The following is a 24,047-nucleotide window of genomic DNA, read 5'->3' on the forward strand; positions in this document are numbered from 1 at the left end:
CGTCCTACCTGCTCGCCTCCGACACCGTCGGCGCGTACGCCAAGGACCTCGGCTACGAGACGCCGGCCGACGCGGTCGCGGCGGTCGTCGCATCCATCCCCGGCCGCGACCTCGAGGGGGTCACCTACGACCGCCTCTGGGACTACTACGCCGACACCGAGGTCTGGGGCACCGAGAACGCCTGGCAGATCCTCGTCGCCGACTACGTCGCGACCGGCGAGGGCACCGGCATCGTGCACCAGGCACCCGCGTACGGCGAGGACGACCAGCTGGTCTGCGCCGCCGCCGGCATCCCGGTGATCATCTCCGTCGACGAGGGCGGCAAGTTCCTGCCGATCATCGCCGAGGTCGAGGGCCTGCAGGTCTTCGAGGCGAACAAGACGCTCGTGCAGCTGCTGCGGGCGAGTGGACGGATGCTGCGGCTCGCGAGCTACGAACACAGCTACCCGCACTGCTGGCGATGCCGCAACCCGCTGATCTACAAGGCGGTCTCGAGCTGGTTCGTGCGCGTCACCGAGTTCCGCGACCGGATGGGCGAGCTCAACGAAGACATCACCTGGGTTCCCGAGAACGTCAAGCACGGGCAGTTCGGCAAGTGGATCGGCGGCGCCCGCGACTGGTCGATCTCGCGCAACCGCTATTGGGGTTCGCCCATCCCGGTGTGGAAGAGCGACGACCCGACCTACCCGCGCATCGACGTGTACGGCTCGCTCGACGAGCTCGAGGCCGACTTCGGCGTGCGCCCGACCGACCTGCACCGCCCGTACATCGACGAGCTGACCCGCCCGAACCCCGACGACCCGACCGGAAAGTCCACGATGCGCCGCATCGAAGACGTGCTCGACGTCTGGTTCGACTCCGGGTCGATGCCGTTCGCGCAGGTGCACTACCCGTTCGAGAACCAGGACTGGTTCGAGAACCACAACCCGGCCGACTTCATCGTCGAGTACATCGGGCAGACCCGCGGCTGGTTCTACACGCTGCACACCCTGTCGACCGCGCTGTTCGACCGGCCGGCCTTCAGCAACGTGATCAGCCACGGCATCGTGCTCGGCTCCGACGGGCAGAAGATGTCGAAGAGCCTGCGCAACTACCCCGATGTCAGCGAGGTGTTCGACCGCGACGGTGCAGACGCCATGCGCTGGTTCCTGATGTCGTCGTCGGTGATCCGCGGCGGCAACCTCGTCGTCACCGAAGAGGGCATCCGCGAGGGCGTTCGCCAGTTCCTGCTTCCGCTGTGGAACACGTACTACTTCTTCACCCTGTACGCGAACGCCGCGACCGGCGCCGCCATCGATGGGGTGGATGCTGCGGCCGACGCCCCCTCCGGCACGGTACCTCGCGGCTACGAAGCGCGCTGGCGCACCGACTCGCCCGACGTGCTCGACCGCTACCTGCTCGCCAAGACCCACAGGCTGATCTGCGACGTCACCAGCGAGCTCGAGGCGCTCGACAGCCCGACCGCCGCGTCGCTGCTGCGCGACTTCGCCGACGTGCTCACCAACTGGTACGTGCGCCGCAGCCGCGCCCGCTTCTGGGAGGGCGACGCCGACGCGTTCGACACCCTCTACACCGTGCTCGAGACGGTCACCAGGGTCGCCGCCCCGCTCATCCCGCTCGTCGGCGAGGAGATCTGGCAGGGCCTCACCGGTGGCCGGAGCGTGCACCTCGAGAACTGGCCCGACAAGGACCTGTTCCCCGAGGATGACGGCCTGGTCGCCACCATGGACCGGGTGCGCGAGATCGCGTCATCCACCCTCGGCCTTCGCAAGTCCACCGGCAACCGGGTGCGTCTGCCGCTGGCCGAGCTCACCGTGGTCACGGCGACGACCGACGGGCTGGATGACTTCGCCGACATCCTGCGCGACGAACTCAACGTCAAGCGGCTCACGCTGCGCCCGCTGGGTGACGCGAGCCTCGAGCAGTTCGGTATCCGCCAGCGCCTGACGGTGAACGCCAGGGCGGCGGGACCCCGCATCGGCAAGGCCGTGCAGACGGTCATCCGCGCCGCGAAGTCCGGCGACTGGACGGCCGACGGCGACGGCGCGGTGGTCGGCGGCGTCGCCCTGCAGGCCGGCGAGTTCGAGCTCGAGCTGCAGGCGGCAGACGACGCGCAGGCGATCGCGTTCCTGCCGGGCGGCGGGTTCGTGATCCTCGACACGGCGATGACCCCCGAGCTGGTCGCGGAGGGCCTCGCGCGCGACCTCGTGCGGGCGGTGCAGGATGCCCGCAAGGCCGCGAAGCTCGACGTGAGCGACCGCATCGTCCTGTCGCTGTACTTCGCCTCGGAGGACGAGCACCGCGGGGTGCGCGAATTCGAGCGGGTCATCGCCGACGAGACCCTCGCGGTCAGCCTCACCTCCAGCTGGCACCCGCCGGCTGAACTGCAGACCGCCGTGGCCACCGCCGGGTCGGTCGGCGCACACCGGGCCACCATCCCGGCAGCGGCATACTCGAACCAGAGCGACATCGTCATCGAGATCTCGGTGCAGGGAAGGAGCGTCGATGTCTGACGCACGGAACGACGGCAACGACTACGACAACGACAACGACAACGGGTCGGGCGACGAGCCGGACCGCAACCCGTTCGCCGAACTGGGCACCGACCCGGAACTCGGCGGCGACCCGCTGTTCGCCGACGACCGCGAGGAGTACGCGAACGAGTCGCGGCTCACTGACGATCCCGAGCTCGGCGACGATGCGCTCTTCCAGGTGCAGGCCGACCGGGTGTACGGCGCACTTCTCTCGCGCGTGGGCGAATCGGCGCCCGAGCCGCGGCTCGCCGCGACCCGCCGCGTCGTCGAGCTGCTCGGCGACCCGCAGCGGTCGTACCCGATCATCCACATCACCGGCACCAACGGCAAGACCAGCACCAGCCGCATCGCCGAGAGCATCCTGCGCGCGTACGGACTGCGCACCGGCCTGATGACCAGCCCGCACCTCGTGCGCGTGAACGAGCGCATCGTGATCGACGGCGCCCCGATCAGCAACGAGGCGCTCGTCGCGAACTGGGATGACATCAGCCCCTACCTCGACCTCGTCGACGGCGAGCTCGACACGGCGGGGGAGCCGCGGCTCACCTACTTCGAGGCGCTCACCGCCCTGGCGTTCGCGAGCTTCGCGGATGCCCCGGTCGACGTCGCCGTGGTCGAGGTCGGCATGGGCGGCGAATGGGATTCCACCAACGTCGGCGATGGGCAGGTCGCGGTGTTCACCCCGATCTCGCTCGACCACACCGCGCGGCTCGGCAACACCGTCGTGGAGATCGCCAGGACCAAGTCCGGCATCATCAAGCCGCTCGCCAGCGTCGTGTCCGCCGCCCAGACCCCCGAGGTGCAGGCCGAGCTCACCAGGGCAGCCGGCATGACCGAATCCACCGTCGTCGCGCAGGACACCGACTTTCGCGTACTCGAGAACGTGGTGGCCGTCGGCGGCCAGATGCTCAGCGTGCAGGGGCTCGCCGGAACCTACAGCGACCTGTTCCTGCCGCTGTTCGGCGACCACCAGGCGCAGAACGCGGCCGTCGCGATCGCCGCCGTCGAGGCATTCCTCGGTGGCGGAAGCCAGATGCTCGTCGGCGACGTGCTCGCCGAGGGCCTCGCGACCGCGACGTCCCCCGGCCGCCTGCAGGTGGTGGGAACCGACCCGACCGTGCTCGTCGACGCCGCCCACAACCCGGACGGCGCGCGCGCCCTCACCGCCGCCCTGCGCAGCTACTTCACCTTCGACGAGGTCATGGTCGTCATCGGCGTGCTCGACGAGAAGGACGGCCGCGGCATCGTCGAGGCGATTGCCCCCATCGCGACCAGGTTCGCCGTCACCCGGTCGAGTTCACCGCGCTCGGTCGACGTCGACGCGCTGGCCGACGTGGTCGAGGAGGTCGCGGGCGACGGCATCACGACCCGCTTCGACGAATTGGTCGAGGCCGTGGCATCCGCCCGCGACTGGGCAGCGCAGGGCGAGAAGCGCGCCGTGCTCGTCACCGGCTCCATCACGCTGGTGGGCGACGTGATCGCCCTGGCCGACGCGGAGGGCTGGAAGGGATGAGCGGCAGGGGCCGTTCCGCCTCCCGGCCCGCACCACGGCGGCGGGGAGCCACCGAGTCGCTGCTGTCGGTGGTGCTCGTGCTCGAGTCGCTGCTCGTGTTCTTCGTCACCCTCGTGGTGTTCGCGCTCGACGTTCTCGAGCCCACCCCGGCATTCGTCGGCGGCGGGCTGTTCTTCGTCGCCACCCTCGTGCTCGCCCGCCTGCAGCGCTTCGAATGGGCGATCTGGCTGGGCTGGGTCGTGCAGGCGCTCCTCATCGCGAGCGGATTCCTCGTGCCGATGATGTTCTTCATCGGCGTCGGCTTCGCCGCCCTGTGGACCTACTGCTACATCACCGGGCGCCGCCTCGACATCCGCAACTCGGCCTTCCCGCCGGCAGACCCGCCAGCAGGCCCCACCGGCTGACCCTTCCATCCCGCAGTTCCACCGACGCACCATTCCACCCACGCACCACGTCACCTACGCACCATAAAGGAACCACCATGACCGACATCCAGGAGACCCTGGTCCTCATCAAGCCCGACGGCGTCGTGCGCGGACTCACCGGCGACATCATCAGCCGGCTGGAGGCGAAGGGGTACCGCATCGTCGACCTCAAGCTCGTGCAGGCGAGCCGAGTCCTGCTCGCCCAGCACTACGAGGAGCACGTCGGCAAGCCGTTCTACGAGCCCCTCGTCGAGTTCATGGAGAGCGGACCGGTCGTCGCCGTACGCCTCGCTGGCCACCGCGTGATCGAGGGCTTCCGATCCCTCGCAGGTGCCACCGACCCGACCGTCGCCGCTCCCGGCACCATCCGCGGAGACCTCGGGCGTGACTGGGGCACCGCCGTGCAGCAGAACCTCGTGCACGGCTCCGACTCGCCCGAGTCGGCCGAACGCGAACTGGCCCTCTGGTTCGACTGAGACCGGTGGATGCTGCGGCTCGCCCGATCGCGCCGACTACAGGTAGCTGATCACGTCGAGCCGCAGCTGCGCCACCACGGCGATGGCGAGGTAGCACGCCACGCTGATCAGCGGCACCCACCCGTACGCCGACGCCAGCACGCGGCGAGGGCCACGGGGAAGCCGCAGGTTGCCCGCCGACGCGTTGTACAGCGTCACCGCGAGGAACAGCGGAATGGTCACCGACCACACGACCATGCACCACGGGCACAGGGTGCCGAGCACGAAGATGCTCTGAGTCACCAGCCAGACGACGAACGCCAGCGCCCCGGCCAGCCCGATGTTGAACAACACCCAGAACCACGCGGCGAAGCGCCCGCCGGCGAGCACCGCCATGCCCACCACGATCACGGCCGCGAACCCCGCGATGCCGATCAGCGGGTTGGGAAAGCCGAACACCTCGCCCTGCGCCGACGTGAGGTTGCGGCCGCACTGCACCAGCAGGCTGAAGTCGCAGCCCAGCGCGGCCTGCGGGTCGGCCAGCAGCACGAACTTCTCCAGGGTCAGCGCGAACGCCGCCGTGAAGCCGATCGCCCCGGCGACGACCAGGAAGACGGCGAGCGCGACAGGTCGGCCGGGGGAGCGGGTGCTGGTCATGATCGGATTATCGCACCCGCCCAATGCGGGAATAATCCGCGGTCGTGCGATAATTTGGTGACGTCGACCGGGCCGCGCCCGATGCGACACCAAAGAACTCTCCGGGCACCGAGCCGGACCGCTCGTCACTTGAAGCGTCGGATAGCCAGTTCCGAGAACCACGACCGAAGACGATCGCGACCAGAGCCAACGAAACACGAGTGCCGCGCAATGCGCGCGACATCTCCACCACGGCCGGAAGCGCAACGTGAGAATTCGCGGAGGATCGCGACAGCGAGCCACCGCACGAGAGAGTACCCGGACGAGTAGCGCGGCTGGCCGTCACGGGCAAGGAGTGCACCAGTAATGGTGGATAACAACAACATGGAACAGGCGCCGCGCAGGCGCAAGAGCCTCTTCGGAGCCCGTAAGACCAAGGCAGTCGACGACCCGATCGATGGGGCGCCGCTGATGCCGTCCGGCAGCATCGACACCGGCGCCGGCCAGCCCGAGTCGTTCGAGGCACCGGCCGACGAGACCCCGCCCGACGCCGCGGGTGACGACACCACCGGTGGCGACACCGCCGGTACGGACACCACGGACGTCGACGGCGCCGTCGAGCAGGCCCCCGTCGAGCAGGCCACTGTCGACACCGCGTCACCGCCCGCCAGGGCCCTGCCGTCGACGTCCCTGATCTTCCAGGCCCCCGACCTGCCGGCATACGTGCCCCGCGAATCGTCGAGGGACGACCGCGGCGGCCGCGACGCCGGCCGCGGCGACGGTGGCAGGGGAGACAACCGCGATGGCGGCCGCGACAGCGGCAACCGCCGCGGCGGGGCGACCGACAGCTTCGGCCGCACCGACAGCGACCGCGACCGTGACCGCCAGGATCGCGACGACGACGAGTCGAGCACGGTCCGCCGCCGCTCACGCCGCCGCACCGGCGAAGAGGACCGCAACGCGCCCAACCCGCCCAACACCGTCATCAAGGTTCGCCCGCCCCGCCCGGAGCCCGAGCTCATCACCGAGCCGCAGCGCATCAAGGGCTCCACCCGCCTCGAGGCGAAGAAGCAGCGCCGCCGCGACGGCCGCGACGCCGGGCGCCGCCGCACCGTCATCACCGAGGCCGAGTTCCTCGCCCGCCGCGAGAGCGTCGACCGCACCATGGTGGTGCGCTCCAAGCTCGACCGTATCCAGATCGGCGTGCTCGAAGACGGCGTGCTCTCCGAGCACTACGTCGCCAAGGCGCAGGACGCCAGCCTGATCGGCAACGTCTACCTCGGTCGCGTGCAGAACGTGCTCCCGAGCATGGAAGCCGCGTTCGTCGACATCGGCCGCGGCCGCAACGCCGTGCTCTACTCCGGCGAGGTCGACTGGGATGCCGCGGCCGCCGACAGCGGCAACGGCAGCCAGGCCCGTCGCATCGAATTGGCGCTGAAGCCCGGCGACACCGTGCTCGTGCAGGTCACGAAGGACCCGATCGGCCACAAGGGCGCCCGGCTCACCAGCCAGGTGTCGCTGCCGGGCCGCTACCTCGTCTACGTGCCCAACGGGTCGATGAACGGCATCAGCCGCAAGCTGCCGGACACCGAGCGTGCGCGCCTCAAGAAGGTGCTGAAAGAGGTGCTGCCCGAGAACGTCGGCGTCATCGTGCGCACCGCGGCCGAGGGAGCCACCGACGAGCAGCTGACTCTCGACGTCAACCGGCTCACCGCGCAGTGGGCGCACATCAGCGAGACGGTCGAGAAGGCCCAGGCGCCTGCGCTGCTGCACAGCGAGCCCGACCTGCTGGTCAAGATCATCCGCGACGTCTTCAACGAAGACTTCCAGAAGCTCGTCATCGACGGGGACGACGCCGCGGAGACCATCTCCACCTACCTCGCGCAGATCGCCCCCGACCTCATCGACCGCATCGAGAAGTACGAGGGCGAGAAGGACTCGTTCGACGAGTACCGCATCTCCGAGCAGATCGAGAAGGCCCTCGACCGCAAGGTCTGGCTGCCCTCCGGCGGCTCGCTCGTCATCGACCGCACCGAGGCGATGACCGTCGTCGACGTCAACACGGGTAAGTTCGTCGGATCCGGCGGCAACCTCGAAGAGACCGTCACCAAGAACAACCTCGAAGCGGCAGAAGAGATCGTGCGCCAGATGCGGCTGCGCGACATCGGCGGCATCATCGTCGTCGACTTCATCGACATGGTGCTCGAGACCAACCGCGACCTCGTGCTGCGCCGCCTGGTGGAGTGCCTCGGGCGGGACCGCACCAAGCACCAGGTCGCCGAGGTCACCTCGCTCGGGCTCGTGCAGATGACCCGCAAGAAGCTCGGACTCGGCCTGCTCGAATCGTTCAGCGAGAACTGCGAGGCGTGCGCCGGCCGCGGCATCATCGTCAACCACGACCCGCTCGTCGCGCACCGCCAGTCGCCGCAGCCCGAGACCGGCCGCCGCGGCCGCAAGGGCGCGAACACCAACGGCGGAGGCGGCTCGTCCGCCCCGTCGACCTCGGCGCCCAAGTCGGGCGGTGGCACGCACGCCATCACCGACGACGTGCGCAGCGCGCTCGCCAAGATCGCGACCTCCACCATCACGCAGGCGGATGCGGCATCCGTTCCCCTCGATGCCATCGCCGATGCCGCGGTCGCCGCGGTCATCGACACCCCGGTCACCCCGGCGGCATCAGAGGCCGACGCGCCGCAGTCCGGCGGCTCGAACGGCCAGCAGTCGAACGGCCAGCAGTCCGGCAGCCAGCAGGGGTCCGGCCAGCAGGGTGGCAGCCAGCAGGGGTCCGGCCAGCAGTCCGGGCGCCAGTCTGGTCGTCGCGAGCCGCGCCGTCGCGCGTCGTCCTCGGGGTCCGCAGCCCCCGCGGCCATCACCCCGGTGACCACGGAGCAGGCGCCGGCAGCACCCGGCTCGACGCCGCCGCAGCCGATCGTGGTCCCCGCGGTCACGACCGATGCCGCTGGCGTCGTCACGGTCGCCGAGCCCGTCTCGTCTGCCCCGACGCTGATCGAGATCCCACAGAAGAAGGTCGTGCGCACGCCGCGCAAGATGTCGACGCACGACGCCGAGCAGATCCTCGACTCCGTGCTCGACGCCCTGCCGGAGCCCCGGCCGTCCGGCCAGGGTCGCAGCACCCGCACCTCGCGCCGTGCCTCGTCGTCCGGCACCGTCACGGCCGAGGCGCAGGGCGCGGCACCGACCAGCGCGCAGTCCGACGTGCCAGCCGACGCTGGCTCGTCCTCCGACGCGGTCGGCTCCGGCAGCTAGGGTCGATCGCATGCGAATGCATCGTGACCTGGGGAGAACGCGTGGGTAGCAGGGTCGTCGAACGGCCACCGCGACAGCTCAGCACTGCCACGGTGGCCGGCCTGCTCATCGGCGTGCTGGGGATCGCGGGGCTGTTCACGCTTCGTGCCCTCACCCCGGCGATGGGCGAGCTGAACCTCCCCAACGCCCTGCAGGACCTGCTCACGCTGAGCTACAGCGTCATCATCGAGTCGCTGCCGTTCGTCATCCTCGGCATCGTGCTGTCGATCCTCGTGCAGGTGTGGGTGCCAGACGCGTGGATCATCAGGGTGCTGCCGCAGAACCCGGTGCTCAGGCGCATGGCCATCTCGTTCCTCGGCATGTTCCTGCCGGTGTGCGAGTGCGGCAACGTGCCGCTCGCCAGGGGACTCGTCGCCAAGGGCTTCACGGTGTCCGAGTCGATGACCTTCCTCATCGCGGCCCCGATCCTCAACCCGATCACCATCATCACCACCCACCAGGCGTTCGGCTTCGACGACGGCATCCTCGTCGCCCGCCTGCTCGGCGGCTTCGCGATCGCCAACCTCATCGGCTGGATCTACAGCAGGCACCCCGACCAGGAGTCCCTGCTGACCTCGCGCTTCGCCGCGGAATGCCGGGTGGTGGATGCCGCTGCCGCACGTCGCTCGAACGGCCGCAAGAGTGTCGACCTCTTCGCCCGCGAGGCCGGCGTCATCATGCCGGCCCTGTTCATCGGCGCCATCATCGCAGGCATCGTGCAGGTCGCCGTTCCCCGCTCGGTGCTGGTCAGCCTCGGCAGCAACCCGCTGTGGTCGATCCTCGCGATGATGGTGCTCGCCTTCGTCATCTCGATCTGCTCCAACGTCGACGCGTTCTTCATCCTCCCGTTCGCCGGAATCTTCCTGCCGGGATCCATCGCGACGTTCCTCATCCTCGGGCCCATCATCGACATCAAGATGCTGGCGATGATGCGCACGACGTTCCGCACGAGCACCCTGGTGCAACTCACGGCGGTGGTCTCCCTGATGGCCGCCCTGATCGGATTGGTGGTCAATTTTGTGGCGTAACGTCATCCGCTGGAACGGCATCATCCTGGTAGCCGTAACCATCGTCTCCTCGCTCTGGCTCGCCGTCACCGGCCAGCTCGTGCTGTACATCCACCCGCGCTACGTCATCTTCACCGTGACCATGGCGATCATTGGGCTGGCGTTCGTGCTCGCGAGCTTCGCGATGCGCGCCGACCCCGGCGGAGACGACGACCACGACCACGACCACGACCACGGCGTGGGCTCCGACCCGCTGGCCGAGCTCGATCCCACCCTCACGGGCCAGGATGCCTCGTCTCCCGCGCGCCGCCGCGCCGCCCTGTTCGCCACCCTCGGCACAGCGCTCACCCTCGTCATCGCGTTCACCCTCATCGTGCTGCCGCCCGCCACCCTGTCGTCGGCGACGGCAGGGCAGCGCAGCATCAACAGCACCGGCGTCGGCTCGGAGATCCAGTCGGTCGACGACGCGGCCACCGCCACCGACGGTGCCTTCTCGGCGTTCACCGTGCTCGACTGGGCGTCGCTGCTGCGACAGACCACCGATACCTCGTTCTACGCCGAGAAGCCCGCGAGCATGGTCGGTTTCATCGCCGACCACCCCGACGACTCCGACAACATGTTCTACCTCACCCGGTTCGTCGTCACCTGTTGCGCGGTCGACGCGCAGCCGGTCGGCGTGCCCGTCTACCTCGAGAACTGGCGTGCCGAGTTCGCGATCGACGACTGGGTGCAGGTCGACGGCGAGTTCGGCACCAACCCGTCGCGTGCCAGCACCGAACCGATCGTGCTGACCGTCGACGACATGGTGCCGGTCGAGCAGCCGGCCGAGCCCTACCTGTGGTGACGTTCCCCCGGCTCTTCGGCACCATCGTCGGCGTTCTGGTGGTGCTCTGCGCCGTCTTCGTGTTCCTCACCTCGAGCCAGGGCCCGCGTCTCTCCGAGGTGTCGATCAGCAGCCGCCAGGTGGTCGAGCTTCCCAACCAGCAGCTGCGCTTCTTCGCCAACCAGCCCATCGCGCAGGTTGACGAAGAGCAGGTGACCATCACGCCGGAGGCCGACTTCTCGGTCGCCACCGACGGTGACATCATCTCGGTGCAGTTCGACGAGCGGCTGCGCTACGGCGCCGAGTACACCGTCACGATCGACGGGGTCACCAATACCTTCACCGACACGGCGACCACCTTCGAGCACCGCTTCGACACCGTCGACGCCGAGCTCTACTACCTCGACCGGGCAGACCCGGCGGTTGGCGGCGACGACGTGATCATGACCTCCGGCATCCGCGGCGGGTCGAGGTCCGTGGTGTACTCGGCTCCCGGCATCCAGGACTTCGAGGTCGTCGGCGGCCTGCTCGTGGTGGTCAGCCTCGAGGAGGATCGCACCAGCTCGATGCAGCTGGTCAGCATCGACGACCTCACGGTCGAGAACATCGTGCTGCCGGTACGCGGCACCATCGACCGGCTCGACGTCGCCGGCGACACCGGCCTGATGGGCTTCACCCTGACCAGCGCCATCGACGCCCCCGAGCCACGGGTCAACCAGTTGCTGTACTGGATGGACCTCACCGGCTCGCACACGGTCGAACCCGTGCTCGGCATCGACGGGCAGCCCATCGAGGTCATGGAATGGTTCTTCCTCCCCGACGGCAGCACCACCGCGGTCGTGCACGGAGACGACCTCGCGCTGTCGCTCATCGACCCCGCATCCGACACCCCCGGCATCCCCCTCGGGCAGTACGACGGGGTGGAGAGCGCCTCTCCCGACGGCACCACCCTCGTGGTGAGCGACATCTACAGCAGGCTCACGCTCTCGCTCGCCGACGGCACCGAGGAGCGCATCATCGCCGCTCCCGTTGAGGGGCAGGCACCGGCCGGTGGCGACGTGCAGCTACTCGGGGAGGGAGCGGAGCGCATCCAGCAGGTCGCCGTGCTCGACGAAGAGACCGGCCGGTTCCAGAGCTACATCGTCGCCGACGACGGCGACGCGGCGCGGGTGCTGTACACGAGCGACGACGGGCGGGCAAGCATCTACGGCTTCGCGGTCTCGCCCAACAGCCAGTACTTGTCGGTCGAGATCACACCGGACGCCGCCTCCAGCGTGTCGGACGGCTACGCCATGGACCCCGTCACGACGACCGTCACCACCGTGGTGATCGACATCGAGTCAGGGCAAGTCGTCTCGAGCTTCGACGGGTTCTCGCTCGTCTGGTGATGGATGCTGCGCCGCCGTCACCGGAGCGGCCGCGTCACGGCGCGCTGCGACGCTCCCGCTGCGTCACCCGCAGGCCGCTCGCCCGCAACCGCACCACGAGTTCCCGCACGGTCACCGGGATGGCGCCCGCGGCGACGAGCTCGGCATACCGGGCTTCCGGCACGTCGTAGTGGTCACGATCGAACGCCCGGCGGGGGATGCCCATGGCCTGGGCGAACGCGTGGAGCTCGGCCAGTGACGAATCGCTGACCAGATGCGCCCACAGGGTGTCGTGCGCCGGCCAGATAGGCTGGTCGATGAGCACGGGCATGGGCCGAGTCTATGGTCGTCTCGGACTCCGGCCCGCGGCCGAAACCGCCCACGACGCGCCGGGGCTCCGGTTTGACCGGAACACCGCCCATCGAGTATCGTGGCTCCTTGGTGTGCGCTGGGCTGAGTCCGCTTGACACGCCAGTCTTCTCTCTGAATCTTTCAGATCCGAATAGTTAGGGTTTCAACGTGGTTTACGCAGTTGTGCGCGCCGGTGGTCGGCAGGAAAAGGTCGAGGTCGGCACGATCGTCGTACTCGACCGCATCAAGGCCGACGAGAACGGCAACATCGCACTCGCGCCGGTGCTCCTCGTCGACGGTGAGACGATCACCCACGATGCAGACGCCCTGGCCAAGGTCACCGTGACCGCCGAAGTCATCACCGACCTCCGCGGCCCGAAGATCGTCATCCAGAAGTTCAAGAACAAGACCGGGTACAAGGTTCGCAAGGGTCACCGCTCCGAACTCACCCGCGTCAAGATCACCAGCATCAACTAACACCCACCACCACTCTTCAGGAGCTGAACACTCATGGCACATAAAAAGGGCGCAAGCTCCACCCGCAACGGTCGCGACTCGAACGCGCAGTACCTCGGCGTCAAGCGCTTCGGTGGCCAGGTCGTCAAGTCGGGCGAGATCATCGTCCGCCAGCGCGGCACGCACTTCCACCCCGGCGTGAACGTCGGACGCGGCAAGGACGACACCCTGTTCGCCCTCGCCCCCGGTGCGGTCGAATTCGGCGCGAAGGGCGGCCGCAAGGTCGTCAATATCGTCGCGTAGCTTTCTGCAGTATCCGTGACAGCGAGCTTCGGCTCGCTGTCACTGTTTAACCACCCGCATCACCCGGCCGGCGGCAGTCGCCGCCGGCCCCGCATCAACCGCCGCGACCGCGGCACGAAGGGAGCATGATGGCTACCTTCGTGGACCAGGTCACGCTGCACCTCAGGGCAGGGAACGGCGGCAACGGCTGCGTCTCGGTCAAACGGGAGAAGTTCAAGCCCCTCGCGGGCCCCGACGGCGGCAATGGCGGCGACGGCGCCGACATCGTTCTCGTCAGCGACACCCAGACCACCACCCTGCTCGGCTACCACCACTCGCCGCACCGCTCGTCGCAGAACGGCGGCCCCGGCATGGGGGACCACCGCAGCGGCTTCCAGGGCGAGGAGATGACGCTCATCGTGCCCGTCGGCACCGTCGTCAAGGACACCGATGGCAACGAACTCATCGACATGGTCGAGCCTGGCATGCGATTCGTCATCGCCCCCGGCGGCCAGGGCGGTCTCGGCAACGCCGCGCTCGCCTCCACCAAGCGCAAGGCTCCCGGCTTCGCCCTGCTCGGAACGCCGGGCTGGGAGGGCGACGCCGTCCTCGAGCTCAAAGTCGTCGCCGACGTCGCCCTCGTCGGCTACCCGTCGGCCGGCAAGTCGTCGCTCGTCGCCGCGATCTCGGCCGCCAAGCCCAAGATCGCCGACTACCCGTTCACCACCCTGCACCCCAACCTCGGCGTCGTCCAGGCCGGGGACAACCGCTACACCGTCGCCGACGTGCCCGGCCTCATCGAGGGCGCCAGCGAAGGCAAGGGACTCGGCCTCGAATTCCTGCGCCACGTCGAACGCTGCACAGCACTGCTGCACGTACTCGACTGCGCGACGCTCGACCCCGGTCGCGACCCGATCAGCGACCTCGACGTCATCCTTGGCGAACTCGCCGCATACCCGGTGCCGGAAGGCCAGCTCCCGCTGCTCGACCGCCCCCAGTTCATCGCCCTCAACAAGGTCGACGTCCCGGAGGGCAAGGACCTCGCCGACCTCGTGCGCCCCGAGCTCGAGGCGCGCGGCTACCGCGTGTTCGAGATCTCGACGGTGAGCCACGAGGGCCTCCGTAGCCTGTCGTACGCCCTCGGGGACATCGTCGCCGCGGGTCGCGCAGCCAAGGCATCCGACGCAGACAAGCCCCGCATCGTGCTGCGCCCCACCGCCGTCAACGACGGCGGCTTCACCGTCAAGGTCGAGGGCGGCTCCGGCGGCAACATCTACCGCGTCGTCGGCGCGAAGCCCGAACGCTGGGTTCACCAGACCGACTTCACCAACGAAGAGGCCATCGGCTACCTCGCCGACCGCCTCGCCAAGCTCGGCGTCGAGAACGAACTGTTCAAGTCGGGCGCCTCGGCCGGCTCCACGGTCGTCATCGGCAAGGGCGACGGCGTCATCTTCGACTGGGAGCCCACCCTCACTTCGACCGCGGAGCTCGCGACCGCGCCTCGCGGCACCGACCCGAGGCTGATCGACAACGCCCGTCCGACCCACGGCCGTCGCCGCGAGACGTACCTCGAGCGCATGGACGCCAAGACCGCCGCGCGAGAAGAGCTCCTCCGGGAGCGCAAGTCCGGCATGTGGACCGACGACGACGGCTTCGCCGTCGAACGCCCCGCAACCGCGCCGGTGGGCGCTGACGGCGACAGCGACAGCGACAGCACGGGGGAGTCCGGCCGCGAATGACCGGTACCTCCACCCGGCCCGACCTCGTCGACGGCCCCATCGCGTCGAGAGCGCTCATTCCGAGGGCGCGTCGCATCGTCGTGAAGGTCGGGTCATCCTCGATCAGTGGGCCGAACGCCGGCCAGATCGCGCCGCTCGTCGACGCGCTGGCGACCGCGCACGGGCGGGGCTCAGACGTGGTGCTCGTCTCCTCGGGGGCGATCGCCACCGGCATCCCGTACCTCAAGCTCGACGAGCGTCCCACCGATCTCGCCACCCAGCAGGCGGCAGCGGCGGTCGGGCAGAACGTGCTCATCTACCGTTACCAGGACAGCCTCGACCGCTATGAGATCGTCGCCGGCCAGGTGCTGCTCACCGCGGGCGACATCGAGAACGCCGTGCACCGCAGCAACGCCCAGCGCGCGATGGAGCGCCTGCTGGGGCTGCGCATCCTGCCCATCGTCAACGAGAACGACACCGTCGCCACCCACGAGATCCGCTTCGGCGACAACGACCGCCTCGCGTCGCTCGTCGCGGAGCTCATCGGGGCCGACCTGCTGCTGCTGCTCTCCGACGTCGACGCGCTCTACACGAAGCCACCGGCCGAGCAGGGCGCGAAGCGCATCGACAGCGTCGCCTTCGGCGAAGACCTCTCGGCCCTCACCTTCGGCTCACCCGGCGCGGCCGGCGTCGGAACCGGGGGAGCCGCAACCAAGGTCGCCGCCGCCACCTACGCCGCCGCGCACGGCACACCGGTGCTGCTCGCCGCCACCTCGCAGGTCGCCGCGGCGCTCGACGGCGCCCAGCTCGGCACCTGGTTCGAGGCCGCTCGCCGCTGACCCGGCCGGCCACCGCGCCGGCCCATCCCGCCGGTCCTAGACTTGCGGGATGCCTGACGCTCACTCGACCACGCTGTCACTGGCCGACATGCTCCTCGACGCCCGCACCGCGGCGCGCTCCCTCGCCACCGCCACCACCGCGAGCAAGGACGCCGCCCTGCACGCGATCGCCCGCGCCGTGACCGACGGCACGGACCGCATCGTCGCGGCGAACGCCCTCGACCTCGAGCGCGCCCGCGAGACGGGCCTCCCGGAGGGCATGCGGGACCGCCTCCGCCTCGACGCCGACCGCATCGCCGGGCTCGCCGCCGCGGTCACCCACGTCGCCTCCCTCACCGATCCGGTGGGCGAATCCATCCGGGGCAGCCGCCTCCCCAACGGCCTCACCGTCACCGAGGTGCGCGTGCCATTCGGAGTGGTCGGCGTCATCTACGAGGCCCGCCCCAACGTGACCGTCGACATTGCCGCCCTCGCCCTCAAGAGCGGCAACGCCGCGGTGCTCCGCGGCGGAAGCGCTGCGCAGCAGACCAACCGCGTGCTGGTCTCCCTCGTCCAGGGCGCCCTCGACTCGGTGGGCATCCCCGGCACCGCGGTGCAGACCATCGACGAGTTCGGTCGCGACGGTGCCCGCGAGCTCATGCGGGCCCGTGGCTTCATCGACGTGCTCATTCCCCGCGGCAGCGCGAACCTCATCGACACCGTGGTGCGCGAGTCGACCGTGCCCGTGATCGAGACCGGGGCCGGCGTCGTGCACGTGTTCCTCGACGAGAGCGCCGACCTGCGGTGGGCCACCGACATCGTGCAGAACTCCAAGGTGCAGCGCCCCAGCGTGTGCAACGCCCTCGAGACCCTGCTCGTGCACGAGGCAGCCGCCGAGCGCCTGCTCCCCACCGTGCTGGGCGAGCTGCGCGCCGCAGGCGTCACCGTGCACGCCGACCAGCGCACGCTCGGCATCTTCGCCGACGCCGTCCCCGCCACAGAAGAGGACTGGGCGACCGAGTACAACTCGCTTGACATCTCGGTCGCCGTGGTCGACGACCTCGATGCCGCACTGCGACACATCGACCGCTACTCCACCCACCACACCGAATCGATCGTGACCGAGAACGTGCGCAATGCCGAGCGCTTCCTCGCCGAGGTCGACTCGGCCGTCGTCATGGTCAACGCCTCGACGCGGTTCACGGATGGCGCGCAGTTCGGGTTCGGCGCAGAGGTCGGCATCTCGACCCAGAAGATGCACGCGCGCGGCCCGATGGGGCTCAGCGAACTGACCAGCACCAAGTGGGTCGTGCGCGGCTCCGGTCAGGTTCGCGGCTGACACACGGCGGGCACCCGGCAGGGTGCCCGAGGCCGGGCGTCGGCACCGGTACGCTAGAACGTGAGCCCTTGCGGCCCCGAACGGAGAATCCCATGTCATTGCTCGCAGTAGTCGCCGCCGCCATTCCCGAAGAGGGGGCGTCCGAGCTGTCGGTGTTCCTGTACCCGGCCATCTCCGCGATCGTCTTCACCGCCCTCGCGTTCGTTACCTGGAGCTTTCGCGACGTCGCGAACCGCCACAGCCACAAGACCCAGGGTTCTGCGGGCCACGGCGGCGACCACCACTAGGCCGGCGTCATGGTGACAGGGCAGAGCCCTGCCGCTCCCCGCATCGGGGTGATGGGTGGAACCTTCGATCCCATCCACCACGGCCACCTCGTGGCCGCGAGTGAGGTTGCCCAGTCGTTCGGCCTCGACGAGGTCATCTTCGTCCCCACCGGTCAGCCATACCAGAAGACCGACGTGACGCCGGGTGAGCATCGCTACCTGATGACCGTCATCGCCACGGCATCCAATCCCATGTTCACCGTCAGCCGGGTCGACATCGACCGTGAGGGTCCGACCTACACGATCGACACCCTGCGCGACCTGCGCGCCCAGCGACCCGACGCCGAACTGTTCTTCATCTCGGGTGCCGACGCCGTCGCGCAGATCATCGACTGGAAGGATGCCGCGGAACTCTTCTCCCTCGCCCACTTCGTGGCCGTCTCCCGCCCCGGCCACAAGCTCAGCGTTTCGGGATTACCGCAGCACGACGTAAGCTTGCTCGAAGTTCCCGCGCTGGCAATCTCGTCTACCGACTGCCGTGGCCGGGTGAACCGGGGATTCCCGGTGTGGTATTTGGTACCAGACGGTGTCGTTCAGTACATCTCCAAACACCATCTCTACCGGAGCAGCAAATGACCTTGAGTGATGAACAGACTCCGCGGCAGCATGAGGCGCCGCTCAGTCGGCGTCAGGTGCGCGACCTCGCGCGCGACAATGCGCCGGCGGCCGATGGCATCACCGACGAAGCGCGCCAGCGTCGCGAAGAGGCCGAGCCCCGCCGTGGCTCGGGTGGCCGCCGCGTGCGCTGGAACCCGTCACTCGGCGACGAAAGCGAAAACCCATGATCTCAGGCAGCGGCGAGACCGAGGAGTCGGCGGCAGACCGGGCGAACGAGACCCCCGCCGTGCTCCCGCCCCCCACCGTGGTGCCGTCGCACACGGTATCGATGGCCGTCGTCACCGCCCCCGACAGCTCTGCCGCGATCGAACGCGACGCCACCGGTTCGGGATCCCGCCGGGCCACCTTCTCCCCGCTGCCCGCCGGCGCGCAGGAGATCGCGTGGGAGGAGTCCTCGTCACAGGCCGACGCATCGACGCCCGCCGCCGACGCACCAGCATCCGCAGCCGACGGTGCAGCGGCACCGCAGACCCTCACCCGGCGCCAGCTGCGCGCCCTCCGCGCGCAGGCCGAGGCCGAGGGGCGCCCCGCGCCCGTCGTGCAGTCGCTCGCCACCGGCATCTTCAGCGTCATCCCGCCCGCCGAGGCCGACCAGGCAGCGCAGGCCGACCAGATCGCCCGCGCCGAGCGCGCCGCCGCAGCAGAGCAGGCCGCCGAAGCGGAATATGCCGCGTCCGGGGGTGTCGTCGACGCCGAGGTGGTCGACGCCGACCCCGCTACCGATGGTGCAGACGCTCGGACCGACTCTGCTGTGGAGGTCGAGGTGGTCGCCGTAGGGACCGGCCCCGACGCGGCGCATGACGACGTGATCGAGGCCGAGGTCGTCGACGAGACGCGCCCAGGTCGTCCGTCGCCGTTCCAGGCGCTGTTCTTTCCCCGCCGTCGCGGTGCTGCCGCAGCTGCGGCCGCCGCGGCGCCTGCCGCCGCTGCCCCCGGCGCGGCAGACGAGACGCCGGCAGACGAGGCACCGGCGAACAAGGCACCTGCAGACGAGGCACCCGCAGGCGAGGCGTCCACCGACACGGCACCGGCCAACGCCGTGGACGTGGCAGCCGCAGACTCGGCCAGCGGCACCGCAACCGACGGGCGCGACGACGTTGCAGCAGATGACACTGCGGCCGCGGCATCCACCGATGTCTCCACGACCGACACCGCCACCGACGACGGCTTCCTGTCCGACGAGGAGCAGGCCGACCACATCGAGCCCGCACCCCTCGACGCGATCGCCCCGTTCGGCGAGTGGCCGGCCCAGGATCCGCTGACCGCGCCAGAGTCGGCCGACGCGGCTACCGAGCTCCCCGTCACCACGGGGGCGATCACCACCAACGCCCTCGTGCTGCCCACCGTGCCGGCCGAGCAGGGCGACGCCGTCATCGCGCCGCTCACCAGCACCGGCGAAGTGCTGCTCACCGGGTCGATCGACCTGCCGCGCACCTTCGGCTCCACCGGTGCGCACCCCGTGCTGTTCGACCACCCCGACGTCGACGCGCTCATCGACGCGAACGACCGCGACGACGTGGTCTCCGACGCCGCCCCGGTGCGCGCCGTCAACGCGGTCAGCAGCGCCTCGTCGTCCGGCTCGGTCATCGAGTCGCCGATGCGGCCCGCCTCGCGCCTCCCGCTCGTCATCGGCCTCGCGGCCATCGCTGCGGTACTCATCACCATCGGTGTCGTCGTCGGCGTCGCCCTCGACATCCTCTAGTGCGCCGCTCGCCAGTGCACTTCCCATCACGCCCGCGGCCAGCCAGCCGGCAGGCAGCCCGGTCGGGGCGACCCGACCCGGCCCCCACGCATTCCACCCCGTCGCTCTTACCCGTCAGGACCCTATGACTGCTTCCGATCACGCCACCGACCTCCTCCAGCGCGCCGCCGTGGCCGCCGACTCGAAGGGCGCAGAAGACCTCGTCGCGCTCGACGTCTCCGGCCCGCTGCCCCTCACCGACGTGTTCCTCCTCGCGACCGGCCGCAACGAACGCAACGTCGTCGCGATCGCCAGCGAGATCGAGGACCGCCTGATCGGTGCCGGCTCCAAGCCGCTGCGCCGCGAGGGCCGCGCAGAGGGCCGCTGGATCCTGCTCGACTTCGGCGACCTCATCGTGCACGTCTTCCACGAGGAAGACCGCATGTTCTACTCGCTCGAGCGCCTGTGGAAGGACTGCCCGGTCATTCCGATCGACCTCCCGGCAGACCGCGGCGCCGACCGCGACACCGACACCGACACCGACCGCGCTACTGGCGCGAACCCCGACGCGTCCCCGTCTGCTGGGTAGTACCCGTCGGCACGTCGGTGGGCGCCAGCATTCCGGCTGAGGCACCACTGCCGCGCTGGCGACGTCGACCGGACGACGTCCCCGTCGCGGTCGCGTCTGTCGACGCCTGGGCCGGGGGTGCGGCCATGCGCGAGCTGGTGATCGAATTCGGTGGATGCATCGGCGAGCGTCACGGCGACGACCTCCTGCGCTACCTCGACGACGTCTCTGCCGAGCACTGGGACTTCCGTCGCGGCCGGGAACGCAACGAGTCCATGCGAGCCGACCTCACCGCGCGGCAACGCTCCGCGGTGGGCGACCTCGCGCCGCTGCTCGGACTCGCCGGCCTCGAGACACCGCCAGGGGCGCGCTACGACACCGTGCTGATGACCGGTGGCATGGTGCGCGCGGGCATCGTGAAGCCCCGGTTCGTGCGGCAGCTGCTCGATGGCGGCCTGGCCGCGCGTCACGTCGTCTTCCTCGGGGCGTTTCGGCCGTTCGGCGGTGACGAGCACGCCCTGGCAGCCGCACTCGGGGTGACCGCCGGGGGCCGCGCCGCCGACAACGAGGTCGATGCGATGGTGTGGGGCATGCAGCAGGCGTTCGACCTGCGCGAGCCTCCGGCAGAAGACGGTTCGGGCGACGTCGCTCCGGCCGCGGCGTGGCGCGAATACCGGTGGGAGCAGAACGGCGTGCGGCTGAGCGTCGTCGCCGCGGCATCCACCGACCCCGACAACCGCCGCGCGAACACCGTCGACACCTACCGGTTCTGGGCCGGGCGCACCAGGGCGGCCGACGAGCTGTCGACGCTGCTCGTGACGACCCCGGTGTACGTTCCGCACCAGCTCGCCGGTGCCATCGAGACCCTGGGAGTCGAGCACGACATCGCGGTCGACGCCGCGGGTGTCAGCGCCGCCGCCTCCGACCTCGGCGCCCTCACCCAGCGATTCACCGCCGGCCATCACCTGCAGGAGCTGCGGTCTGCCATCCGCAGCATGCGGTCGCTGCGGGCGGCGCTGGTGCGCGCCACCGGGTGATCGGCGAGCTGGCGGCTCTGTAACCGGTTACCGCGTCGCCGGTTACCGCGTAGCGCGGGTAGGGCGTCGCATCAGCCACGGTCGCAGCGCCCGCGTCACGAACGGCATCGCGAGGTAGGTCATGACCGGGGTGACCAGAACGACGGTGAGCAGCACCCGCAGCGGCAGCGGCCAGTCGCCGATGAGAGGCGACAGCAGCCAGTTCGCGCCGAGGCTCAGCGGGTAGAACACGATGAAGATGCTGATCATCTGCTTCCAGCGCGGGGGAGCGGATGCCGCGGTCGGAATGACCTCCACCGAGCGCGGTTCGTCGAACCACCCCTCGATGCCGGTGCGTTTCTCCGTGCGCGAATCCTCCACGAGCCCCATCGCGCTCGCGATCCACCAGGCCCGCTCGGGTGACTTCTCCCACGTCTCGAGGCTGGCCGCGTCGGCGAAGCGGAACAGCATGTGCCACTCCGGCGACAGCGGATCGGGCCGCACCCATCCGGAACCGAGGTAGCCGGGGGAGGCGCTGAGTAGGTCCTGCCCGGCGCGCGCCCACGCCGACACCTCCTTGACCCGGTCGGGCGAGACGGTTCGCGTGATCGAGATGGTGATCGGATCAGAAGTCATGGCACCAGTCTGCCCGCGTCGCGAGAGAGTCCAGAAGTGTAGTAACTTGGTCTAGTTGCCTTCTTGGAGCTTCTATCCAGGAGGGCGATATGGGTCCATGGCGCAGCCCGGTAGCGCACCTGCATGGCATGCAGGGGGTCAGGGGTTCGAATCCCCTTGGATCCACCCGAGTAACGAGCATCACCAGCTACACCAGCGAAAAGGCCGCCCCACGGGGCGGCCTTTTCTGTTGCTTCAGCTAGTGCGTTGTCACCGATGCAGCAGCGTCATGGCGGTGATCGACCCGACGACGAATGCCGTGCCGCCCCCGATCATCGCGAACGCTTCCATCTCGGTAACGGTGCCGACGGCGCTGCCCTGAAGGAACAGGGTCACCGCCACGAACATCAGTGCGACGATCCCCGTCGTCGCAGCCAATCCGAAAAACCACCCGATCACTCGTCGGGGCCCCCACCCAATGCTGTCCATAACTCGAATGATGCACCCGGCGCCCGACAGGGGCAAGGGACGCGCCGAAAAGACGCGTTCGCGTTACCGAAAGCGCGCCGTGCGGCGCATGGCACGTGCACCGCGCACCCCGCGTCAGCCGCGGGATGCCGCGACCGGTGCGCCGTCGCCCACCCAGACGTTGCCGGACATGGCGATGGGCGTCGTGCTCGGCGAGACGACCGCGCAGCCGCCGATCCTGGTGTCGCGGGCGAACGTGTTGCCCGTCACCGAGATGCCCCGCAGCGGTCCGTGTGATTTCTGGACCATGTTGATCGAGCACGCGCCGCCGCCGATCCAATTGCCCGCGATCGTGACGTTCGACACGGGGCCGCGATCCTGCGTGATCATCACGGCGGCATTCCTGGCACCGCTGATCGCGTTGCCCGTGATGCGCACGTTCGACCCGGTCTGGATCTGGATCGAGTCGTCGTGGCTCGCGCTTCCGCCCTGGAACGGGTCGCTCGCGAAGTGCAGGTTGTCGTGCAGCCACGAATCCTCGATCACGACGTTGCCCCCGGTGAGGTGCACGCTGTCGACGACGTGGTGCAGGTTCACCCTGGTGAGGGTGAAGTTGTAGCCGTAGACGCCCTGCATGGCGGGGGAGGGATCGGACGGCGCGATCTCGGTGTCGACGACGCGCAGGTTCGCGTGCCCGCCGAGGTTGTTGACCAGCGCCATCACGCCCGTCGACGGCGTGCCGCGCACGATCGAGTTGCGGATGGTCACGTTCGCCGCCTTGACGATCACGTCGCCGCGGATGTCGAGCGCCGAGATGACCGCTCCCGGAGTCGTCACGGTGAGCGTGCCGTTGTGCACGGTGAGGGGCGTGCCGGCCGGAACGCCGGTGGTCGCCGCATTCGGCTGCCCGGCGGGGCGCGCGGGCGTGGCGGGCGTCGCTGGTGCCGCTGGCCTGACCTGCGCGGGCGCCGCAGCCGGTGCCGGTGCCGGTGCCGGTGCGGGCATCGAGTAGCCGACGACGGTCGTGCGCATCTCGACGCTGGCCCGCTCGCTCGACATCGTCAGGCGACCGGCATACCCGCCGGGCACCGGGAGGGTCATCGTCGCCGTCGGACGCTGGTTCAGTCGCGCGGTCAGCACGCCCGTCCTGTCCCCCGACCCGAGCGTCGCGGTCACGGCGGTGTCGCGCCACGCGCCGCGCGCTTCGAAGCGCAGGGTGATGGATGCGGCGCCCGCCGGCACCCCGGCGATGGCGACCGATGCGCTGCCCCCGGTCGGCACCACGACGGTCGGCTGGCCGATGCTGACGGATACCGCGGCCGGCGCAGCTGCGGCGAACGCGCCCCCCGGCGGCGGAACGACGAGCACCGCGGTGAGGGCGACGGCCGCCCCCAGGGCGATCGATCGCGCGGTTCCCCGTCGCGCGGTTCCCCGTCGCGCGGTTCCCCGACGGCGAGACGATGTGGACAGGCGTGCTTCAGTGACGAATGTAGGAAAGATGACGTTGACCGATTCCGTGTGAACCGTTCGATCCCCCGAGAGAACGAGCGGAGCGGCCCCCGATGGCCACGTTGCGGATGATTGTGATACCCGCTGCAGACGTTCGTCAAACCGAGGAGAAATCCGTCGTCCATCATGGACCACTCCGCCGGGTGTGCCCCCAATGGGGGCCATTGCCCCCAACCTCATGCCCGGTCGTGTCGTCACGCCTCGTGACCTGCGTTT

24 protein-coding genes and 1 tRNA gene are annotated in these 24,047 nt (G+C 69.5%); 20 read left to right on the plus strand and 5 right to left on the minus strand.

Annotation, left to right across the window (positions count from 1 at the left end):
• The 4 genes from G5S38_RS03350 to ndk all read left to right on the plus strand — a co-directional run.
• The coding region (locus G5S38_RS03350) for an isoleucine--tRNA ligase (RefSeq protein ID WP_165064264.1) at nucleotides 1–2,513 on the plus strand (2,513 nt) is incomplete at its 5' end.
• Nucleotides 2,506–4,047 carry a bifunctional folylpolyglutamate synthase/dihydrofolate synthase gene (locus tag G5S38_RS03355; protein ID WP_165064267.1) on the plus strand — a complete coding sequence of 514 codons (1,542 nt, stop codon included), beginning with the start codon at nucleotides 2,506–2,508 and terminating at the stop codon, nucleotides 4,045–4,047. The genes G5S38_RS03350 and G5S38_RS03355, both read left to right, overlap by 8 nt.
• Nucleotides 4,044–4,451, plus strand: coding sequence for a DUF4233 domain-containing protein (locus G5S38_RS03360; protein ID WP_165064270.1), 408 nt, complete (start codon nucleotides 4,044–4,046; stop codon nucleotides 4,449–4,451). Before G5S38_RS03355 ends, G5S38_RS03360 begins: the two co-directional genes overlap by 4 nt.
• A 77-nt stretch (nucleotides 4,452–4,528) precedes the next feature.
• Nucleotides 4,529–4,948, plus strand: coding sequence for a nucleoside-diphosphate kinase (gene ndk, locus G5S38_RS03365; RefSeq protein ID WP_165064273.1), 420 nt, complete (start codon nucleotides 4,529–4,531; stop codon nucleotides 4,946–4,948).
• Nucleotides 4,949–4,984: 36 nt separating this feature from the next.
• On the opposite strand, the gene G5S38_RS03370 is transcribed toward ndk, so the two are convergent.
• A complete protein-coding gene (locus G5S38_RS03370) occupies nucleotides 4,985–5,584 on the minus strand; it encodes a vitamin K epoxide reductase family protein (protein ID WP_165064277.1) in 600 nt (199 codons plus the stop codon).
• Between the two features lie 345 nt (nucleotides 5,585–5,929).
• Here G5S38_RS03370 and G5S38_RS03375 point away from each other — a divergent pair, with 345 nt between their 5' ends.
• The 4 genes from G5S38_RS03375 to G5S38_RS03390 are packed head-to-tail and all read left to right on the plus strand — an operon-like array spanning nucleotide 5,930 to nucleotide 12,087.
• Nucleotides 5,930–8,830: an Rne/Rng family ribonuclease gene (locus G5S38_RS03375; RefSeq protein WP_165064280.1), complete on the plus strand. Its 2,901-nt coding sequence runs from the start codon at nucleotides 5,930–5,932 to the stop codon at nucleotides 8,828–8,830.
• A gap of 41 nt (nucleotides 8,831–8,871) precedes the next feature.
• Entirely contained in the window at nucleotides 8,872–9,897 is a 1,026-nt protein-coding gene (locus tag G5S38_RS03380) for a permease (RefSeq protein WP_407943821.1), read from the plus strand.
• Complete coding sequence (locus G5S38_RS03385) at nucleotides 9,887–10,720, plus strand: TIGR03943 family putative permease subunit (RefSeq protein WP_165064283.1); 834 nt, start codon at nucleotides 9,887–9,889, stop codon at nucleotides 10,718–10,720. Before G5S38_RS03380 ends, G5S38_RS03385 begins: the two co-directional genes overlap by 11 nt.
• Nucleotides 10,714–12,087, plus strand: a complete 1,374-nt coding sequence (locus G5S38_RS03390) for a hypothetical protein (RefSeq protein WP_165064286.1) — start codon at nucleotides 10,714–10,716, stop codon at nucleotides 12,085–12,087. The genes G5S38_RS03385 and G5S38_RS03390 overlap by 7 nt, the downstream gene beginning before the upstream one ends.
• Nucleotides 12,088–12,121: 34 nt before the next feature.
• Here G5S38_RS03390 and G5S38_RS03395 read toward each other — a convergent pair whose 3' ends face one another.
• The gene (locus tag G5S38_RS03395) at nucleotides 12,122–12,397 is read right to left on the minus strand and encodes a DUF4031 domain-containing protein (RefSeq protein WP_165064289.1); all 276 of its coding nucleotides are present in this window, start codon (nucleotides 12,395–12,397) and stop codon (nucleotides 12,122–12,124) included.
• Nucleotides 12,398–12,585: 188 nt separating this feature from the next.
• Here G5S38_RS03395 and rplU point away from each other — a divergent pair, with 188 nt between their 5' ends.
• The 11 genes from rplU (at nucleotide 12,586) to G5S38_RS03450 (ending at nucleotide 21,260) form a co-directional block, all read left to right on the plus strand.
• The gene (rplU, locus tag G5S38_RS03400; RefSeq protein ID WP_165064292.1) at nucleotides 12,586–12,894 is read left to right on the plus strand and encodes a 50S ribosomal protein L21; all 309 of its coding nucleotides are present in this window, start codon (nucleotides 12,586–12,588) and stop codon (nucleotides 12,892–12,894) included.
• A 33-nt stretch (nucleotides 12,895–12,927) separates the two neighbouring features.
• A complete protein-coding gene (gene rpmA / locus G5S38_RS03405; RefSeq protein ID WP_165064295.1) occupies nucleotides 12,928–13,176 on the plus strand; it encodes a 50S ribosomal protein L27 in 249 nt (82 codons plus the stop codon).
• Between the two features lie 128 nt (nucleotides 13,177–13,304).
• Nucleotides 13,305–14,894, plus strand: coding sequence for a GTPase ObgE (gene obgE / locus G5S38_RS03410; protein WP_165064298.1), 1,590 nt, complete (start codon nucleotides 13,305–13,307; stop codon nucleotides 14,892–14,894).
• Nucleotides 14,891–15,712 (plus strand): glutamate 5-kinase, encoded by an 822-nt coding sequence (gene proB / locus G5S38_RS03415; RefSeq protein ID WP_165064301.1) that lies wholly within the window; start codon nucleotides 14,891–14,893, stop codon nucleotides 15,710–15,712. Before obgE ends, proB begins: the two co-directional genes overlap by 4 nt.
• A 49-nt stretch (nucleotides 15,713–15,761) precedes the next feature.
• Nucleotides 15,762–17,030 (plus strand): glutamate-5-semialdehyde dehydrogenase, encoded by a 1,269-nt coding sequence (locus G5S38_RS03420; RefSeq protein WP_165064304.1) that lies wholly within the window; start codon nucleotides 15,762–15,764, stop codon nucleotides 17,028–17,030.
• Between the two features lie 92 nt (nucleotides 17,031–17,122).
• Nucleotides 17,123–17,317: a hypothetical protein gene (locus tag G5S38_RS03425; protein ID WP_165064307.1), complete on the plus strand. Its 195-nt coding sequence runs from the start codon at nucleotides 17,123–17,125 to the stop codon at nucleotides 17,315–17,317.
• A 9-nt stretch (nucleotides 17,318–17,326) separates the two neighbouring features.
• Nucleotides 17,327–17,932, plus strand: coding sequence for a nicotinate-nucleotide adenylyltransferase (gene nadD / locus G5S38_RS03430; RefSeq protein WP_201276565.1), 606 nt, complete (start codon nucleotides 17,327–17,329; stop codon nucleotides 17,930–17,932).
• The gene (locus G5S38_RS03435; RefSeq protein ID WP_165064310.1) at nucleotides 17,929–18,141 is read left to right on the plus strand and encodes a hypothetical protein; all 213 of its coding nucleotides are present in this window, start codon (nucleotides 17,929–17,931) and stop codon (nucleotides 18,139–18,141) included. Before nadD ends, G5S38_RS03435 begins: the two co-directional genes overlap by 4 nt.
• Nucleotides 18,138–19,676 carry a hypothetical protein gene (locus G5S38_RS03440; protein WP_165064313.1) on the plus strand — a complete coding sequence of 513 codons (1,539 nt, stop codon included), beginning with the start codon at nucleotides 18,138–18,140 and terminating at the stop codon, nucleotides 19,674–19,676. The genes G5S38_RS03435 and G5S38_RS03440 overlap by 4 nt, the downstream gene beginning before the upstream one ends.
• A 124-nt stretch (nucleotides 19,677–19,800) precedes the next feature.
• Nucleotides 19,801–20,244 (plus strand): ribosome silencing factor, encoded by a 444-nt coding sequence (gene rsfS / locus G5S38_RS03445; protein WP_165064317.1) that lies wholly within the window; start codon nucleotides 19,801–19,803, stop codon nucleotides 20,242–20,244.
• A 125-nt stretch (nucleotides 20,245–20,369) separates the two neighbouring features.
• On the plus strand, nucleotides 20,370–21,260 hold the full coding sequence (locus tag G5S38_RS03450) for a hypothetical protein (RefSeq protein ID WP_165064320.1): 891 nt from the start codon (nucleotides 20,370–20,372) through the stop codon (nucleotides 21,258–21,260).
• 42 nt (nucleotides 21,261–21,302) lie between these two features.
• Here G5S38_RS03450 and G5S38_RS03455 read toward each other — a convergent pair whose 3' ends face one another.
• Nucleotides 21,303–21,875, minus strand: a complete 573-nt coding sequence (locus tag G5S38_RS03455) for an antibiotic biosynthesis monooxygenase (protein ID WP_165064323.1) — start codon at nucleotides 21,873–21,875, stop codon at nucleotides 21,303–21,305.
• Nucleotides 21,876–21,966: 91 nt separating this feature from the next.
• Here G5S38_RS03455 and G5S38_RS03460 point away from each other — a divergent pair.
• A tRNA-Ala gene (locus tag G5S38_RS03460) sits at nucleotides 21,967–22,040 on the plus strand.
• Between the two features lie 84 nt (nucleotides 22,041–22,124).
• Here G5S38_RS03460 and G5S38_RS03465 read toward each other — a convergent pair.
• Together G5S38_RS03465 and G5S38_RS03470 are read right to left on the minus strand one after the other, a co-directional pair.
• Entirely contained in the window at nucleotides 22,125–22,292 is a 168-nt protein-coding gene (locus G5S38_RS03465; RefSeq protein WP_165064326.1) for a hypothetical protein, read from the minus strand.
• 165 nt (nucleotides 22,293–22,457) lie between these two features.
• Nucleotides 22,458–23,690 carry a right-handed parallel beta-helix repeat-containing protein gene (locus tag G5S38_RS03470; protein ID WP_165064329.1) on the minus strand — a complete coding sequence of 411 codons (1,233 nt, stop codon included), beginning with the start codon at nucleotides 23,688–23,690 and terminating at the stop codon, nucleotides 22,458–22,460.
• Nucleotides 23,691–24,047 lie beyond the last annotated feature (357 nt).

The sequence above is a fragment of the Marisediminicola senii genome (genome assembly GCF_011057645.1).
GTDB lineage: Bacteria > Actinomycetota > Actinomycetes > Actinomycetales > Microbacteriaceae > Marisediminicola > Marisediminicola senii.